The 17,147-nt window shown below is 65.0% G+C and carries 16 protein-coding genes; 11 read left to right on the plus strand and 5 right to left on the minus strand.

Features of this window, described 5'->3' with window-relative positions:
- Window positions 1–112: 112 nt before the first annotated feature.
- The 4 genes from EN869_RS21975 (at window position 113) to EN869_RS21990 (ending at window position 3,139) form a co-directional block, all read left to right on the plus strand.
- On the plus strand, window positions 113–340 hold the full coding sequence (locus EN869_RS21975; protein WP_127227801.1) for a hypothetical protein: 228 nt from the start codon (window positions 113–115) through the stop codon (window positions 338–340).
- 284 nt (window positions 341–624) lie between these two features.
- Entirely contained in the window at window positions 625–1,125 is a 501-nt protein-coding gene (locus tag EN869_RS21980) for an MmcB family DNA repair protein (protein ID WP_164772367.1), read from the plus strand.
- Window positions 1,126–1,300: 175 nt separating this feature from the next.
- Window positions 1,301–2,047: an SDR family NAD(P)-dependent oxidoreductase gene (locus EN869_RS21985; protein ID WP_127227803.1), complete on the plus strand. Its 747-nt coding sequence runs from the start codon at window positions 1,301–1,303 to the stop codon at window positions 2,045–2,047.
- A 39-nt stretch (window positions 2,048–2,086) separates the two neighbouring features.
- Window positions 2,087–3,139: an RNA polymerase subunit sigma-70 gene (locus tag EN869_RS21990; protein ID WP_127227804.1), complete on the plus strand. Its 1,053-nt coding sequence runs from the start codon at window positions 2,087–2,089 to the stop codon at window positions 3,137–3,139.
- Here EN869_RS21990 and nhaA read toward each other — a convergent pair.
- The 5 genes from nhaA to EN869_RS22015 form a co-directional block, all read right to left on the minus strand.
- On the minus strand, window positions 3,136–4,326 hold the full coding sequence (gene nhaA / locus EN869_RS21995) for a Na+/H+ antiporter NhaA (RefSeq protein ID WP_127227805.1): 1,191 nt from the start codon (window positions 4,324–4,326) through the stop codon (window positions 3,136–3,138). The two genes, EN869_RS21990 and nhaA, sit on opposite strands and share 4 nt — an antisense overlap.
- A gap of 317 nt (window positions 4,327–4,643) precedes the next feature.
- The gene (locus EN869_RS22000) at window positions 4,644–5,207 is read right to left on the minus strand and encodes an ActR/PrrA/RegA family redox response regulator transcription factor (protein WP_127227806.1); all 564 of its coding nucleotides are present in this window, start codon (window positions 5,205–5,207) and stop codon (window positions 4,644–4,646) included.
- Window positions 5,208–5,641: 434 nt separating this feature from the next.
- The gene (locus tag EN869_RS22005) at window positions 5,642–6,967 is read right to left on the minus strand and encodes an ActS/PrrB/RegB family redox-sensitive histidine kinase (protein WP_167498542.1); all 1,326 of its coding nucleotides are present in this window, start codon (window positions 6,965–6,967) and stop codon (window positions 5,642–5,644) included.
- Between the two features lie 43 nt (window positions 6,968–7,010).
- Window positions 7,011–9,584: an ATP-dependent helicase HrpB gene (hrpB, locus tag EN869_RS22010; RefSeq protein WP_127227808.1), complete on the minus strand. Its 2,574-nt coding sequence runs from the start codon at window positions 9,582–9,584 to the stop codon at window positions 7,011–7,013.
- A gap of 54 nt (window positions 9,585–9,638) precedes the next feature.
- The gene (locus tag EN869_RS22015) at window positions 9,639–10,529 is read right to left on the minus strand and encodes a DMT family transporter (RefSeq protein ID WP_127227809.1); all 891 of its coding nucleotides are present in this window, start codon (window positions 10,527–10,529) and stop codon (window positions 9,639–9,641) included.
- 24 nt (window positions 10,530–10,553) lie between these two features.
- Here EN869_RS22015 and EN869_RS22020 point away from each other — a divergent pair, with 24 nt between their 5' ends.
- The 7 genes from EN869_RS22020 (at window position 10,554) to EN869_RS22050 (ending at window position 17,132) form a co-directional block, all read left to right on the plus strand.
- The gene (locus EN869_RS22020; protein ID WP_127227810.1) at window positions 10,554–11,252 is read left to right on the plus strand and encodes a PIG-L deacetylase family protein; all 699 of its coding nucleotides are present in this window, start codon (window positions 10,554–10,556) and stop codon (window positions 11,250–11,252) included.
- A 231-nt stretch (window positions 11,253–11,483) separates the two neighbouring features.
- On the plus strand, window positions 11,484–12,812 hold the full coding sequence (locus tag EN869_RS22025) for an ABC transporter substrate-binding protein (RefSeq protein ID WP_127227811.1): 1,329 nt from the start codon (window positions 11,484–11,486) through the stop codon (window positions 12,810–12,812).
- Window positions 12,813–12,919: 107 nt separating this feature from the next.
- Entirely contained in the window at window positions 12,920–13,867 is a 948-nt protein-coding gene (locus EN869_RS22030; protein WP_127227812.1) for a sugar ABC transporter permease, read from the plus strand.
- Entirely contained in the window at window positions 13,864–14,814 is a 951-nt protein-coding gene (locus tag EN869_RS22035) for a carbohydrate ABC transporter permease (RefSeq protein ID WP_127227813.1), read from the plus strand. The genes EN869_RS22030 and EN869_RS22035 overlap by 4 nt, the downstream gene beginning before the upstream one ends.
- Window positions 14,811–15,017, plus strand: a complete 207-nt coding sequence (locus EN869_RS22040) for a hypothetical protein (RefSeq protein ID WP_127227814.1) — start codon at window positions 14,811–14,813, stop codon at window positions 15,015–15,017. Before EN869_RS22035 ends, EN869_RS22040 begins: the two co-directional genes overlap by 4 nt.
- Before the next feature lie 2 nt (window positions 15,018–15,019).
- Entirely contained in the window at window positions 15,020–16,126 is a 1,107-nt protein-coding gene (locus EN869_RS22045; RefSeq protein WP_127227815.1) for an ABC transporter ATP-binding protein, read from the plus strand.
- Entirely contained in the window at window positions 16,119–17,132 is a 1,014-nt protein-coding gene (locus tag EN869_RS22050) for an ABC transporter ATP-binding protein (protein WP_127227816.1), read from the plus strand. The genes EN869_RS22045 and EN869_RS22050 overlap by 8 nt, the downstream gene beginning before the upstream one ends.
- Window positions 17,133–17,147 lie beyond the last annotated feature (15 nt).

The following is a 17,147-nucleotide window of genomic DNA, read 5'->3' on the forward strand; positions in this document are numbered from 1 at the left end:
ACTTATCTTCCTTGAGCGGCCGTTTCGAGTATGTCGCTTGCAACGCGCCCTTCCATCCGCGGCTGGGCTTCATCGTGCTGGCTTTTGTCCGTCTTCGCCGCCATCATGGGCCATGGGCATCCAGGAAGATATCGAACGCGTCGAGCAGCACATCCGCGAGATCGAACAGCGGATCGAGCGCCAGCGCGGGGTCATCACCCAGGCCGAGGAAAGCGGACTGCCGACGGACGGCCCGCGCAACTTCCTCTGGTTCCTGAAGGAAACGCTGAGCCTGAGCCGCGACCATCTGGCGAGGCTTCTGGCGGACGAATTTCGAGCGAAGGGCTCGCCATCCAAATGATCGCCATTGTTGCCATAATCATATTGCCGGTATTGGGATTTGTTGTGTTCTCTGACACGCAACCTTGACCGTTCAGCGCCTGTTCGTATTCATCCTGGCAGTGGCCTTGAGCGTTCCGGCCGGCTTCGCGCTCTACCTGTGGCTCATCCTCATGCTCTTGGACCATAATCCCTCCCAATGAGCCTGCATTCGCCGCGCGGGTCCGAACAATTTTATGTGCCGGGTCTGTCAAATATATAATCGCCCGCCTAAAACCGTGAACAAAATCTGGCATGGTGTTTCCCATGCCCATCGTTTCCCCGATTCCCCTCAACCCGCTGATCGACGGCCGCCAGTCGGAGCGCGCCATGCTGGTGCGGCGCGGCGTGCAGCGGCTGCTCACCGAAATGGGCGCGCATGTGCTACCGGAGCTGTCTTTGGCCACCGGGCGGCGCGCCGACCTCGTCGCGCTGACCAGGCAGGGCGACATCTGGATCATCGAGATCAAATCCTCGATCGAGGACTTTCGCGTCGACCGCAAATGGCCGGACTACCGGCTGCATTCGGACCGCTTCTTCTTCGCCACCCATCCCGGCGTTCCACAGGACATCTTTCCCGAGGAATGCGGATTCATCCTCTCCGACGGCTATGGCGCGGAGATCCTACGCGATGCGCCCGAGCATCGCATGGCGGCCGCGACGCGCAAGGCACTGATGCTGCGGATTGCCCGCGCGGGCGCCGCGCGGCTTCTGGCGGCCGAGCTTGCCGGCGTTGCGGTGCCGGCGCTGGATGGCGAGAGCGAGTAGATCGGGCGTACCGCGCCTTGGCGCTGACTTGCGGCGTCAGGCCGAAGCCTCGAGCTAACTCTGCCCGAGGCCGGCGAAAAATTTTTGGCCAGCACCGATGATTTTCGCGGATCCCGATTGTCTTCACCAACAGGCACGTCCGGATGGACCGGCCGCCTGGAAAAGAGGTGATCAGATGAAATCGCTACACAATCAGAATGTCGTCGTCGTCGGAGGTAGCCGGGGTGTCGGCCGCTCGATCGTCGAAGCAGCGCTTGGTGAGGGAGCGACTGTACTTGCCGTAGCCCGTGGCGCCGCCGACCTTAAACAGTTCGCCTGGGAACGCCCGGGCCTGAAGACCCTCAGCATGGACGCGACCGCGGAAGGAGCGCCGCAGGCGGTTTTCGAAACGCTGGCTCCCGATGTGCTGGTGGTCTGCGCGGGGGCGCTCGCCCCTGCCGCGCCGATACAGGAGCAGAGCTGGGAGGTCTTCTCGGCGAACTGGGAAATGGACGTCAAGGCATCGTTCCTGTTCTGCCGCGAAGCCCTCAAGGGCCGGCTCAAAGCGGGCAGCCGCGTGCTGCTGATCGCCAGCGGCGCCGCCATCACCGGCGGACCGCCGAATTCCGGCGGCTATGCCGGCGCCAAGCGCATGCAGGTATTCCTGGCCGGCCATTGCCAGAAGGAATCGGACCGGCTCGGCCTCGGCCTGCGCTTTATGGCACTTTCGCCGGCCCGCATCATGCCGGGGACTGGGGTCGGCGATCGCGGCATCGACAGCATCGCCGCCTATATGGGCGTCCGCCCGGCCGACTTCCTGGCCAGCTTGAGCGACATGCAGACGCCGGCCGATGTCGCACGTGCAGTGGTGCAGCTCGCGACGGGCAAGCCGCAGGGCAGTTCCTTCACCGTGAGCGGCAGCGGCCTTGCGGCGGCGGCATGAGGCGCGCAGGATGCCGCAACTCAACGCACCGGGCTTCTCATGACTGATGCTCCGTGCCCCTTCGAGCCTTTGGGCCGGTCAGGCCGGCCGGTCCTCGACCGGCTGGCCTTCGAGCGGCTGAGCGTCGCCCACCGCCGCGAGCTCAAGCTGCATTGTTACCGCATGATGGGTTCGCTCAGCGAGGCGGACGATCTCGTCCAGGAGACGTTCCTCAAAGCCTGGCGCGGGCGGTCGCAATTCGACGGGCGCGGCTCGGCGCGCGGCTGGCTCTACTCGATCGCCACCAATAATTGTCTCAACGCCATCAAGGCACGATCGTCGGCACGGCGCATTCTCGATCAACCCGGGCGGCCGCCCACCGAAGGAGAAGCGACCGGCGGACCGGCAAGCGCGCTTGCCTGGCTGGAGCCATATCCGGATGCGGAACTGCCCGACATTGCCGACGACAGGCCCGGTCCGGAAGCGCGCTACGAGGCCCGCGAGGCGGTGCGGCTCGCCTTCGTCGCTGCGATCCAGCTGTTGCCGCCACGGCAGCGCGCCGCCTTGTTGCTATGCGATGTGCTCGGATGGTCCGCCATCGAGACCGCGCAACTGCTCGGCGGAACCACGGCCTCGATCAACAGTGCCCTACAGCGGGCCCGCGCGACGCTTGGCGGGCACTACACACAAGGCCAGCCGCCGCAGCGATCAGAGCCCAGCGCGAACGAAGGCCTGCTGCTCGAACGCTATATGCAGGCCTGGCAGGCCGACAATCTCGACGGGCTCGTCGACCTGCTGCGCGAGGACGCCGTCTATCACATGCCGCCATGGCGGGAATGGTACCGCGGACATCAGGCAATCGGCGCCTTCCTGGGGAGCGTCTGGGGCAATTTCGCCGGCTATCGAGCGGTGGCCATCGGCGCCAACACCCAACCGGCCGTGGGCGTCTACGCGCTCGGCCGCCAGGATTCCGTGTGGCGGCCGCATTCGCTGCATGTCATCGAACCGGCCGACGGCAAGATCGCCTCGCTGACGATCTACGTCCCGCCGCTCGGCCCCGCCTTGTTCGCGGCCTTTGGCCTGCCGCCGGAGCCGCTTGCCTCGAGGGTCTAGTCCACGTCCTCTTGCGCTTCGCCGGCAGCCGGCGCCGTCAGCAGCACGGCAGCGCCGAGCAGCGCGGCAACCAGCGAGCCGGCAAGGATGCCGACCTTCACCGCGTCCTGCAGCGCCGGGTCGCTGGCGAAGGCGAGCAGGCCGATGAACAGGCTCATGGTGAAGCCGATGCCGCAAAGCAGCGAGATGCCCAGCATATGCAGCCAGCCGGCATTGAGCGGCAGGTCGGCGAGGCCGAAGCGGATCGCAAGCGCCGACGAGCCGAAGACCCCTACCAGCTTGCCCAGAACAAGGCCGGCGGCGACGCCCAGCGTCAGCGGTTCGACCAGGGCCGCGAAGCTCAGGCCGCCGAGCGAGACGCCGGCATTGGCAAAGCCGAAGATCGGGATGACGAGGAAGGGCACCAGCTTGTGCAGGCCGTGTTCGAGGCGATGCAGCGGCGAATGGTCTGTTTCGTCGCTGATGCCGGGAGACCGCTCCAGCGGGATGGTGAGCGCCAGCGCGACGCCGGCCAGGGTGGCATGCACACCCGACTTCAGCACCAGCACCCACAGCAGCGCGCCGAGCAGAAGATACGGCCAGAGCTTCATGGCCCGCATGCGGTTGAGTGCGACCAGCAAGGCGATGACGGCGAAGGCGGCGGCCAGATAGGCGAGCGACAGGCCATTGGTATAGAACAGCGCGATTATGATGACGGCGCCGAGATCGTCGATGATGGCCAGAGCGGTGAGGAAGACTTTCAGCGAGGCCGGCACGCGGCTGCCGAGCAGCGACAGCACGCCGAGCGCAAAGGCGATGTCTGTGGCGGTCGGGATCGCCCAGCCGGAGAGTGCCGCCGGATTGTCGCGGTTGACGACGACATAGACCAGCGCCGGAACCACCATGCCGCCGGCGGCGGCAATGCCGGGCAGCACGCGGCGCGGCCAGGTCGAGAGCTGCCCGTCCAGCATCTCGCGCTTGATCTCCAGCCCGACCAGCAGGAAGAACACCGCCATCAACCCGTCATTGATCCAATGCGAGACGCTGAGCGGCCCGAGATAGGCATGCAGGACGGCGAAATAGGCCGCGGCCAAAGGCGAGTTGGCGACGATCAGCGCAAGGGCCGCAGCGACCATCAGGATGATGCCGCCGGCCGCCTCGCCGTCGAGGAACTCGCGCAGGATCGATTTTGGCCGCTCGTCGCGCATGGACCCCTCCGCTGTCGCGTTTTTACGGCGACATCATTGGCGATGATGCGCAAAGCTCGACGGCCGGGCAAGCGTTACAATTTGCGAATGCGGGCGCTGGCCCTCATCTGCCTGCCGGCATCTTCTCCCCGTAAACGGGGAGAAGGGTGCTGTCACCAGTGATTTCGCAAATCTCCAACGTCGCGGAAGAGAGCCAGCGTTGCGGCCAGCCCCTTCTCCCCGTCACCATACGGGGAGAAGTGCCCGGCAGGGCGATGAGGGGCAGCGCCGGCTTTGGTGGTTGGTGGTCTTGTCCCCGCCAAGCGCGTTCCAGGCAACTACCGCGGCGCTCGCTTGGCCAGTATCCGCTGCAGCGTCCTGCGATGCATGTTCAGCCGGCGCGCCGTCTCGGAAACGTTGCGGTCGCACATTTCGTAGACGCGCTGGATGTGCTCCCAGCGGACGCGGTCGGCCGACATCGGGTTTTCCGGGGGCGCCGCGCGCTCGCCGGAGGTGCGGGTGAGCGCGGCGAAGACGTCGTCGGCATCGGCGGGCTTGGACAGGTAGTCGATGGCGCCGAGCTTCACCGCCGTCACCGCGGTGGCGATGTTGCCGTAGCCGGTGAGGATGATGGCGCGGGCGTCGTCGCGCTTTTCGCGGATGGCCGCCACGACATCGAGGCCGTTGCCGTCGCCGAGCCGCATGTCGACCACGGCGTAGGCCGGCGGGTGGGCGCGCGCCTTGGCGACCGCCTCCTCTACGCTCTCGGCCGTCTCGACCACGAAGCCCCGTGTTTCCATGGCCCGGGCAAGACGGGTGAGGAAGGGCTTGTCGTCCTCGACGATCAGCAGCGAGGTGTCCTCGCCCTCGACCATCGCGCCAGTCGTTTCGTCTCCGCTCATCTTATCGGCATCCTACTGACCAAGGTATTTCGCATCAAAACCGATTATTTCGAACATGCCTTAAGTCGTTGTTTCCGGGCATGTCGCTTTCCAAAACACTGCCCCGTTTTGGGCGAAATGCCTTACTTTTACGCAGATACAATCCCGCAACGGCAATGTCCAATTTTTACAGCCGGCAACAGACCTGCCCTGCGGCGATTGCAGGGCTTCGCTCGCCGTTCCGCAAACTCGGACGGACGGCTACTCGGAAACTGCCAGGCCGACCGCTCATATTTTTGTCAGGAATCGCTCCAAGGTGTGTTGAGATTCAGGTCAGGCCGAGTCGAAAATGGTGGCTTCCGAGAACCGGAGCGGAGCGTACTTAAAGTACGTGAGCACCGGAAGCGCAGGAAACTGCCATTTGCAGGCCGGCATCACCTGAATATCGACACACCTCAGGCATTGTCGAACATGGTGGCTGAAGCCTGGTCCTGGTTGAGGAACAGGCCGCGCGGCCAGGCGATCTGCACCACCGCGCCCTCGCCGAGACCGCTGGAATTGCGGAAATCGATCGTGGCGCCCGACCGTTCCAGCAAGGTCTTGGCAATGAACAGCCCGAGCCCCAGTCCGCCGCCGGCCTCTGTCCCCTGGCGCGTCGACACATAGGGCTCGCCGATGCGGTCGATGATCTCGGCCGGAAAGCCCGGCCCGTCATCGATGATCGAGAAGATGACCTTGTCACTGTCCCAGCTCCAGCTGACGGTGACCGACTTGCGGGCGAAATCGACGGCATTCTCGACCAGATTGCCGAGCCCGTAGATGACGCCGGGGCTGCGCTGGCCGACCGGTTCGGGGCCGATGCGCTCGCCGGGCCGCAGCCTGATCGAGATGCCGAAATCGCGATGCGGCGCGGTCACCTCCTCGACCAGCGAGGTGAGCGGCATGCGCGACAGATGCGCTTCGCCTTCCGTGGAAAGGCTGGTCAGCCGTTTCAGGATCTCGCGGCAGCGTTCGCTCTGCGAACGCAAGAGCTTGACGTCTTCGCCGAACTTCTGATCCTTGCCGAGCGCCTTTTCCATCTCCTTGGCGACGACGGTGATGGTGGCCAAAGGCGTGCCGAGCTCGTGCGCGGCGGCAGCGGCAAGCCCGTCCAGCGCCGACAGATGCTGCTCGCGCTGCAGCACCAGTTCGGTGGCGGCGAGCGCGTTGGCGAGCAGGCGCGCTTCCGCCGCGACGCGGAAGGCATAGATGGCGGTGAAGGCGATCGAGGCGAAAACCGCCATCCATATGCCGGCGACATAAATGAACGGCATCGGCAGGGGCGAACCTTCATACCAGGGCAGCGGCTGATGGAAGAACACCAGAAGGGTTGCTGCCACCATGACCGATGCGCCGAGCACCGCGGTCATGCGCAGCGGCAGCGACGCGGCCGAGATGACGACCGGCACGGAAAGCAGCACGCAAAACGGGTTGGTCAGGCCGCCGGTCATAAAGAGCAGGCCGGTGAGCTGGATGCCGTCGAAGGTCAGGATGGCGAAGGCCGAGAGCGGCGTCAGGCGGTGCGCTGCGGGGTAACGGAAGGTGAGCCACAAATTCATCCAGGCCGAGCAGGCGATCAGCGCAAAGCACATCGACACCGGCAGCGGGAATTTCAGCCCATAGGCGACGACCAGCACGGCGACGCTCTGGCCGACGATTGCCAGCCAGCGCAGGCGGATCAGCGTGTTCAGCCGCAGCCGCTGGCTTTGCTGGGAATCGGGCGCGCGCAGGATGTTGATCATCGCCAAGGATTACAGCCGCGGGACGGGAAACGATAGAGCATCGTCAGGTCCCGCGTGGCTTGGCGCGGCTGGTGGCGGCCGCAAGCAGCGGGTTTTCCGGCCAGACATGTTTTGGATAGCGGCCGCGCATGTCGGTGCGCACATCCGCCCACGAGCCGCGCCAGAAGCCGGGGAGATCGCGCGTCGTCTGGATCGGCCGGTGCGCCGGCGACAGCAATTCCAGCGTCAACGGCACGGTGCCGTTGGCGATCGCCGGATGGCGGTCGAGGCCGAACAGTTCCTGCACGCGGATCGCCAGCACCGGCCACTCGCCGTCATAGCGGATCGGCACGTGGCTACCCGAAGGCGCGTCGAAATGCGTCGGCGCCAACGCATCGACCTTGCGCTGCAGGTCGTGCGGGACCAGCGCCATCAGTGCCGACGACAGCGTCGCCGGCTTGATGGCCGCGAGGGAGGGATCGCCGGCAAGAGACGGCAGCAGCCAATCGTCGAGGCGATCGAGAAGCGCCTCGTCCGAAACGTCCGGCCAAGGCGCGCCAAGACCGCGATGCAGCCAGCCGAGCCTCTGCCGCAGCGTCTCGGCCTCCTTGCCCCAGTCGAGCAGCGACAGGCCGTGCTCTCGCACGGCGTCCGTTATGGCGCGGTCGGCATCGGCGCCAGACGGCGCCGGCAGCATGCGCTCGGACAGCGTGATGGCGCCGAGCCGCGCGATCTCGCGCACCCGCACGGCGCGGCGCTCGCGATCGAAGCTTGTCTCGCGCTTCGTTTCGATACGATCGGCAAGGGCGGAACGGATATCGGTTTCGTCGACCGACGCGGCGGCGGTGATGCGGGCGTTCTGCGCCTTGCCCTGCAGGTCGGCGACGACAAGCCAGGTTTCATTGGCCAACGGGTCTACGGCATCGACCATGGCGCCCGAACCGTTGGCGAGCACGAAGCGGCCGCGCTCGCCGCGCGCCCTCGCGACGCGATCCGGCCAGGCATGGATGAGGAGCGAGCCGGCGCCCTTACCCTCCCCCTTGAGGGGAGGGTCGAGCCGCGCAGCGGATCGGGGTGGGGTCGGTTCGGGCACGCCATCGACGACCCCACCCCGTCGATCACTCTGAGCGTCGCTCAGCGCGCTCGCCGACCCTCCCCTCGAGGGGGAGGGTTTGGCCAGGCGTTCGGCCAATTGCCTAGCGGCGTTGGCGCGCGGCGATCTTTCACTGTCGAAGCGCATCAGCCGGCGCTCCAGGTCGGCACTGTCGCCGCCAAGCCCACGCTCGGTCAAAAGCACTGCGAGCGTCGCCGCTTCCCGCGCATGGCCGGTCTTCGCCGCCTCGGCCACCATATGCGCCAGTCGCACCGGCAAGGCCAGCTTGCGCATGGCGGCGCCCACCTCGGTCAGCCGGCCGGCATCGTCGATGGCATGCAGCGCGCGCAACAGAACCCGCGCTTCGTTGAGCGCCGGCGCCGGCGGCGGATCGAGGAACGACAGGCTCGACGGATCGGCAACCCCGAAAGCGGCGCAGTCGAGCAGCAATCCGGAGAGATCGGCCTCGAGGATTTCCGGCGGCGTGAAGGCGGCAAGCGACGCCGTCTGCTCGGCGCGCCACAGGCGCACGGCCACGCCGGCTTGAGTACGGCCGGCACGGCCGGCGCGCTGGTCGGCCGAGGCCTTGCTGACGCGCACCGTCTCCAGCCTGGTCAGGCCGCTCGCCGGCTCATAGCGCGGCAGCCGCGACAGGCCGGAGTCGATGACGACGCGCACGCCGTCGATGGTGATCGATGTCTCGGCGATCGAGGTCGCCAGCACCACCTTGCGGCGGCCCGCCGGCGCTGGCTTGATCGCGGCGTCCTGCGCCTTGTTGTCGAGCTGGCCGTAGAGCCGCACGATGTCGGTGTCGGCCGCGACATTGCCCGCGAGCCGCTCGGCGGTGCGCTCGATCTCGCGCTGCCCAGGCAGGAAGGCGAGCACGCTGCCCTGCTCGGTGCCCAACGCGGAGCGGACCGCCCTGGCCATGGCGTCCTCGATCGCCACGCCGCCCGGCCGTTCGTCGTAGCGGATTTCGATCGGGAAGGCCCGGCCCTCGCTTTCGATGACCGGCGCCTCCGCCAAAAGCTTCGCCACGCGCGCCCCGTCGAGCGTTGCCGACATGACCAGCACGCGCAGGTCGGGCCTGAGCCCGCCCTGCACGTCAAGCGCCAGCGCCAGACCGAAATCGCCGTCGAGCGAGCGCTCGTGGAATTCGTCGAAGATCACCGCCGAGACGCCCGGCAGGTCGGGATCGTCGAGGATCATGCGCGAAAGCACGCCTTCGGTGACGACCAAGATCTTTGTCCGCGTCGAGGTCCGGTTCTCCATGCGCATGGCATAGCCCACCGTGCCGCCGGGTTCTTCGCCGAGCAGTTCAGCCATGCGGCGGGCGGCGGCGCGGGCGGCGAGCCGCCGCGGCTCGAGCAGGACGATCCGGCCCTGCCCCAGCCATGGCGCGTCGAGCAGCGCCAGCGGCACCAGCGTCGTCTTGCCGGCGCCGGGCGGCGCCACCAGCACCGCGCTGCTGCGCTGCGCGAGCGCTTCGCCGAGTGCCGGCAGCGCGGCTGTGACCGGGAGCTCCGGCAAGGATTTCGTCGTCATGTCGCCCGCATATCAGCCGGCACCGCCGCCGCGCAACGTGTGAGGTCGGGGCGGTCAAAGTCTGGTACGTGAAAACGGGTTCCAGCGCACGGTGCCGAGCCTGACCTCTTCGCGCACCATGGTCAGCAGGCCGGACGCGCCGACCGCCGCCAGACCAACCAGCGACAGCCAGTCGGGATATTCCTGGAAGAACAGCGCGCCGAGGATGACCGCCCAAACGATCTGCGAATAATGCGTCGGCGCGATGCGGTTGGCCGGCGCGTATTTGACCGCCAGCAATTGCAGCAGCTGCCCGCCGGCGGTGAAGAGGCCCGCTATCATCAGCCAGACCAGTTGCCCGATATTGGGGAGCGAGAACGACGTAGCGGCCGCGCCGACGCCGTTGAAAACAAGCCCGTAGCCGACCAACGCGCCGAGGATCGTCGTGCGCCTCTCCTGCTGGGCGAGCGAGCGCATCAGGATAACGCTGGTGGCGGCGAGGAAGGCATTGGCGAAGGCCGCGAGATGGCCGAGATGCAATTCGCGAAAGCCCGGCCGCACCACCAACATGACGCCGACAAAGCCGGCGACCACGGCGAGCCACCGCCAGGGGCCGACCCTTTCCTTCAGGATGACCGTCGACAGGATGGTGACGAGCAACGGCGCCAGGAAGATCAGCGCATAGACTTCCGCCAGCGGAATGGTGGTGAAGGCAAAGACGCTGAGCACGCCGGAAGCGATGCCGGCCAAGGCGCGCGCCTGCACTGCCCAAGGCCTTTTTGCGCGCCAGACGTCGCGCCAGCGTTCGTCCCCGGGCTTGGTGAAGAACAGGAAGCAGCCGGCAAACAAGGTCGAGAAAAAGCCGATCTCGAAGACGGTGAACTGCCCGCCCAGGCTCTTGATGACGGCGTCGCTGAACGAATAGCTTGCATAGGCGATCAGGGCGAGCAGGATTCCGTTCGGCACTTTTATTCATTCCGGGAGAAAGGCGTGAAGGTACTGGCGCTGGGGGCACATCCCGACGACATCGAGATATTCATGTTCGGTACGCTGGCCGCCTATGCCGCGCAAGGCGCAGAGCTGACTTTCGCGATAGCCACCGATGGTGCCAAAGGCGGCACGGGCGACCCCAAGGCGCTTGCCCGCTCGCGGCGCAAGGAAGCGGCCAAGGCGGCAGGGCTGCTCGGCGTCGAGCCGCGTTTCCTCGACTTTCCCGATGGCGCGCTTGTCGCCGATGCCGCGCTTATTGCGGCGCTGAAAGCGCTGATCGGCGAGGTCAAGCCCGACCTCGCGATCACCCATGCGCCCTATGATTATCACGGCGACCACCGCGCGCTGTCCGACGGCGTGCGCATCGCGGCGTCTTTTACGGTGCCGGTTCTGCATGCCGATACGCTCGGCGGTACCGGTTTTTCACCGACGCATTATGTCGAGATCTCGCAGCATTGGGACATCAAGGCTGAAGCGATCCGCGCGCACCAGTCGCAAGGCCCCGAGCATTATGTGCACCGGGCGCGCCTGCAGAACGAGTTTCGCGCCGGCCAGTGCAACGGCGCCTCCGGCGCGCTGGCGGAGGCCTTCCGCTTCGAGCCGACTTTCCCCTTCGCCGACATACGCGCGCTGTTGCCGCCGGCGCCGGCGATCCGGCCGCTTACGGCAAGCCCCAGCCCTGCCACCGGGGCCGGTTGACTGCGGCGGACACAGGTCCGGCGATCATTTCCCAACGATTTCAATGATGCGTTTCGCGATGCTGCGGCGCAGCAACGAATTCGCTTGCGTTGTTTAGTAAAAAGAGCATCACTAAACAAATTACTAAACATCGGCTGCGCAGCGCGCGCCATGTTTGGGCCCTCGGAGGAGCGAGGGTTGAGGGTTCTTGAAACCGTCATCCGGACGCGTTTCGCAAATGGGAGGTAAGGCATGAAATCGACCTTGAAACTGGCGTTGGGACTAGCCTCGGCGATCTTTGCGTCGACAGCCGTCTCGAATGTCGCGCATGCGGAAGACCTGACGCTGTGCTGGGCGGCCTGGGATCCGGCCAACGCGCTCGTGGAACTGTCCAAAGACTTCACCAAGCAAACCGGCATCGGCATGAAGTTCGAGTTCGTGCCGTGGACCAATTACGCCGACCGTTTCCTCAACGAGCTCAACTCGCACGGCAAGCTGTGCGATCTGATCATCGGCGACAGCCAGTGGATCGGCGGCGCCGCCGAGAACGGCCACTACGTCAAGCTGAACGACTTCTTCGACAAGGAGCATATCAGCATGGACGACTTCGTACCGGCGACCGTGGTCGGCTACTCCGAATGGCCGAAGAACACGCCGAACTACTGGGCGCTGCCGGCCATGGGCGACGTCGTCGGCTGGACCTATCGCAAGGACTGGTTCTCGCGGCCCGAGCTGCAGAAGGAATTCAAGGAGAAATATGGCTGGGAGCTTGGGCCGCCCAAGACCTATGACCAGTTGATGCAGATCGCCGAATTCTTCCAGAAGCGGCAGATCGACGGCAAGACGGTCTATGGCGCCTCGATCTACACCGAACGCGGCTCGGAAGGCATCACCATGGGCGTCACCAACGTCCTCTACGACTATGGCTTCGACTATCAGAATCCAAAGAAGCCCTACGAAATGAAGGGCTTCGTCAATTCGGCGGACGCGGCCAAGGGCCTCGAATTCTACAAGAAGCTATATGATTGCTGCACGCCCCCCGGGTCGTCGAACGTCTACATGGGCGAATCGGCCGACGCCTTCAAATCGGGCCAGGTTGCCCTGCATATGAACTTCGCCTTCACTTGGCCCGGTCTCTACAAGGACGAGAAGGTAGGCGGCGACAAGATCGGCTTCTTCGCCAACCCTGCCGGTCCGAAGGGGCATTTCGCCCAGCTCGGAGGCCAGGGCATTTCTGTGGTCTCCTATTCCGACAAGCAGGAATCGGCGCTGAAATACATCAAGTGGTTCGCCAACAAGGACGTGCAGGCCAAATGGTGGACGCTGGGCGGCTACTCCTGTCTCAATGCAGTGGTGAACGACCCCAAGTTCCCCTCCAGCCAGCCCTACGCTTCGACCTTCCTGGAATCGATGGCGATCGTGAAGGATTTCTGGGCCGAGCCGAGCTACGCCACGCTTTTGCAGGCGATGCAGAAGCGCGTTCATGACTATGTGGTGGCCGACAAGGGTACCGCGCAGGAAGCGCTCGACAGTCTGGTCAAGGACTGGACGCAGACCTTCCAGGACGACGGCAAGATGTAAGGCTCCTCCCGAGCCCAAACCGCAGCGTCCCGTGCCGCCCTTGGCACGGGACGCAGTTCAGATAAATTCCATTGTCGAGACTTGACGTGACCGAAGCAGGACTAACCATGCTCAATCGGACTGCGGACAACGTTGCCCGGGCGACCCCGGAGCCGTTGGCCAAGAAGATCCGGGGCATCAGCGACAAGGGCCTCGCCTGGCTGTTCATCTCGCCGACGATCCTTCTGTTGCTTGCCATCAACATCTTCCCGCTGTTCTGGGCGATCTATTTGTCGTTCACGAACTACCGCGCCAACCGCCCCAACGAGGCGGTGAAGAACCTCGGGCTCGCCAATTACCAGCGCATCCTCGGCGACCAGGACATCTGGATCGCCATGCAGACCACGGCGCATTTCGTGTTCTGGACGATCCTGCTGCAGACGGTGATCGGCTTCACGCTTGCGTGGCTGATCGACCGCAAGTTCCGCGGCCATGCCTTCTGGACCACCGTCATCCTGGTGCCGATGATGCTGTCGCCGGCGGTGGTTGGCAATTTCTGGCGCTTCCTCTACGAGCCGCAGATCGGGCTGTTCTCCTATGTCATCTCCTTCGTCACCGGCATTCCGCCGACGAATGTGCAGATGCTTTCCAATGTCGAGATGGCGCCGTGGGCGATCATCATCGTCGACACCTGGATGTGGACGCCCTACGTGATGCTGATCTGCCTCGCAGGCCTGCGCTCCATCCCCGAATACATCTATGAGGCGGCCGAGGTCGACCGCGCCTCCAACTGGCGGCAGTTCTGGTCGATCACGCTGCCGATGGCGCTGCCCTTCATCATGCTCGCGGTGCTGTTCCGCGGCATCGAGAACTTCAAGATGTTCGACATGGTCAATCTGCTGACCGGCGGCGGACCGGGCTCGACCACCGAAGTCGCCTCGATCACGCTGAAGCGGCAGGCATTCGAAAGCTGGCGCACCGGCTATTCCTCGGCCTTCGCCATCATCCTGTTCGTCGCGGTGTTCGGCCTCGCCAACATCTACGTCAAGGCGCTCAACAAGGTGAAGCAGAGATGAGCCTGACCACCGCCCATTCCGTCGTAGCACCTTCGGCAAACTCGAAGCGGATCGCCGGCGTCATCATCGTCGCCTATGCGCTGATCTCGATCGTGCCGCTGCTGTGGATCTTCGCCACCAGCTTCAAGACGCCGCCAGATTCGATCGCCTATCCGCCGAAGATCGTCTTCCAGCCGAGCCTGGAGGGCTATTGCAACCTGTTCACGACCCGCACCAGGCAGACGCCGGAATACATCAATTCGCTGGGGCCGGCGACCGGGGTCTGCGACGAGACCGTGCGCAAGCGCAACATGGTGATTGCCGGGCCGTCAAACTTCGTGCCGCGCTTCGTCAACTCGCTGATCATCGCCTTCGGCTCGACCTTCTGCGCGGTGTTCCTCGGCACACTCTCGGCCTATGGCTTCTCGCGTTTCAAGGTGCCGCTGGCCGACGACCTTTTGTTCTTCATCCTGTCGACGCGCTTCATGCCGCCGATCGCGGTGGCGATCCCGATCTACCTGATGTACCGCGAGCTCGGCCTGTCCGACACCGCGCTCGGCATGATCCTGCTCTACACCGCGGTCAACGTCTCGCTGGCGGTCTGGCTGCTAAAGGGCTTCATCGACGAGATTCCGCGCGAATATGAAGAGGCCGCGATGATCGACGGCTATACGCGCCTGCAGGCCTTCTGGCGTACTGTGCTGCCGCAGGCCACGACCGGCATCGCCGCGACCGCCATCTTCTGCCTGATCTTTGCCTGGAACGAATATGCGTTCGCCGCGCTCCTCACCTCAGGCACGGCGCAGACTGCGCCGCCCTTTATCCCGACGATCATCGGCGAGGGCGGCCAGGACTGGCCGGCGGTGGCGGCGGGCACGACCATCTTCCTGGTGCCGATCCTCGTTTTCACCATCCTGCTTCGCAACCAGTTGCTGCGCGGCATAACCTTCGGCGCGGTGCGCAAATGAGCACGATCCAGACTGCAAAACGCAAATCCCGCTGGCCCATCTGGGCAAGGCGCGGCCTGATGGAAAACATCGCGACGGCGATCATCGCGATCGGCTTCCTGATGCTGTTCCAGCCCTTCGCGCTGTCGCTCTACACCTATTCCTTCGTCACCATGCTTGCCGGCACGGTGATGTTCATCATCGTCTCGAAATTCCCGGAATAACGATGGCCGAGATCCGTGTTCAGAACCTCAGGAAAGCCTTCGGCGCATTCGTCGCCGTGCAGGATTCCAATTTCGTCGTCGAGGATGGCGAGTTCTTCGTCATGCTCGGGCCGTCCGGCTGCGGCAAGACGACGACGCTTCGCATGATCGCCGGCCTCGAGCTGCCGACCGGCGGCAAGATCCTGCTCGGCGGCGAAGACGTTACCATGCGCCGGGCGCGCGAGCGCGACATCGCCTTCGTCTTCCAGCTCTTCGCACTCTACCCGCACATGAATGTGCGCAAGAATATCGGCTTTCCGCTGCTGGCGCAGGGCATGGCGTCGGCCGAAATCCGCCAACGGGTCGAGGAGACCGCGAAGCTTTTGCGCATCGATCATCTGCTCGACAAATCCGTCTCCGGCCTTGCCGGCGGCGACCGCCAGCGCGTCGCGCTCGGCCGCGCCATCGTGCGGCGGCCAAAGTGCTTCCTGATGGACGAGCCGCTCGGGACACTGGACACCGAGTTCCGCGATCTGATGGTGCATGAGCTGCGCGAGCTGCACAACCGCATCCACGCAACGACCGTCTATGTCACGCATGATCAGATGGAAGCGATGTCGATGGCCGACAAGATAGCCGTGATGAACCATGGCGTCATCGAGCAGTTTGGCACGCCGCGCGAGATCTACGACCGGCCGGCGACGATGTTCGTGGCCGATTTCATCGGCTCCCCGCCGATGAATTTCCTGAAATTCGGCGGCGGGCTTGCCAAGGGCGCGAAGGAGATCGTCGTGCAGGGCGCCAAGGTGGCGGTGCCGGAAGTGCGCGAAGACATCGCGCCCGCCGACATGGCGCTGGGCATCCGGCCCGAGCACATCCGCTTCGACGATGGTTCGAAGCTGCGCGGCGCGATCTACGGCACCGAATATCTCGGCACCACGCAGATCGTCGCGGTGGAAACCGCCGACGGCATCATCAAGGCGCGGGTGCCGGCGGGCATCCATCTCAGCCCGGGCGAACAGGTCGGGCTGACGCTGAGCAGCGCGCGGCTGTCACTGTTCGAAAAAGGCACGGGACGCGCGGTCAGGACCGCCATGTATGATCAGGCAGCGGAGGCGCGCCATGGCTGATGTCCGTATCCAGGGCGTGACCAAGAGTTTTGGCGACACCGTCGCCATCGACGATCTCGATCTCGCGATCAAGGACGGCGAATTCGTCGTGCTGCTTGGCCCGACCGGAGCCGGCAAGACGACGACGCTCAGGCTGATCGCCGGGCTGGAGCGGCCGGACAGCGGCACGATCCACATTGCCGGTCACGACGCGACGACGCTGTCGCCGGCCGAGCGCGACACTGCTTTCGTCTTCCAGCAATATTCGCTCTATCCGCACCTTTCGGTGTTCGACAACCTCGCCTTCCCGCTGCGCTCGCCGGCGCGGCGCTTCCCGGAGGAGGCGGTGCGCCGCCGCGTCGAGGAAGTCGCGCGCATGGTGCGCATCGACCACAAGCTCGACAACCGCTCGACGAAACTGTCGGGCGGCGAGATGCAGCGCGTCGCCATCGGCCGCGCGCTGGTGCGCAAGCCGGCAATCTATCTGATGGACGAGCCCCTGTCGTCGCTCGACGCCAAGTTGCGCGCCGATCTGAGGCTCGAGCTGAAGCGCATCCAGTCCGAGCTCGGCGCCACTATGCTCTATGTCACGCACGACCAGATCGAGGCGATGACTATGGCCGACCGCATCGGCATCCTCGCCGACGGCGTTTTGGTGCAGATCGGCACGCCGCGCGCGATCTATTCGGAGCCGGCAAACCTTCATGTTGCCGCTCGCCTCGGCCAGCCGGCGATCAACCTTCTGCCGGCCGGACTGCTGCCCGACGGCGGCGCGCCAACCGGAACGAAAACGATCGGCGCCCGCACCGAGCATCTCGCGATCGAGAAGGCGGCCAACGGCCATGCCGACGGCGTCGTCGACTGGGTCGAGCATCTCGGCGACCAGAACCACCTGCATGTGACGGTGGGAGCGAAGAAACTGGTGACGCTGACCGATCCCGACACGCCTTTAGCCAAGGGGGACAAGGTGACGATCCGCTATATGGCGCCGCTCTATTTCGGCTCGGACGGGCAGAGATTGATGTAGCTGGGACCGATATAG

Origin of the sequence: Mesorhizobium sp. M2D.F.Ca.ET.226.01.1.1, assembly GCF_004022705.2 — a bacterium.
Classification (GTDB): domain Bacteria; phylum Pseudomonadota; class Alphaproteobacteria; order Rhizobiales; family Rhizobiaceae; genus Mesorhizobium.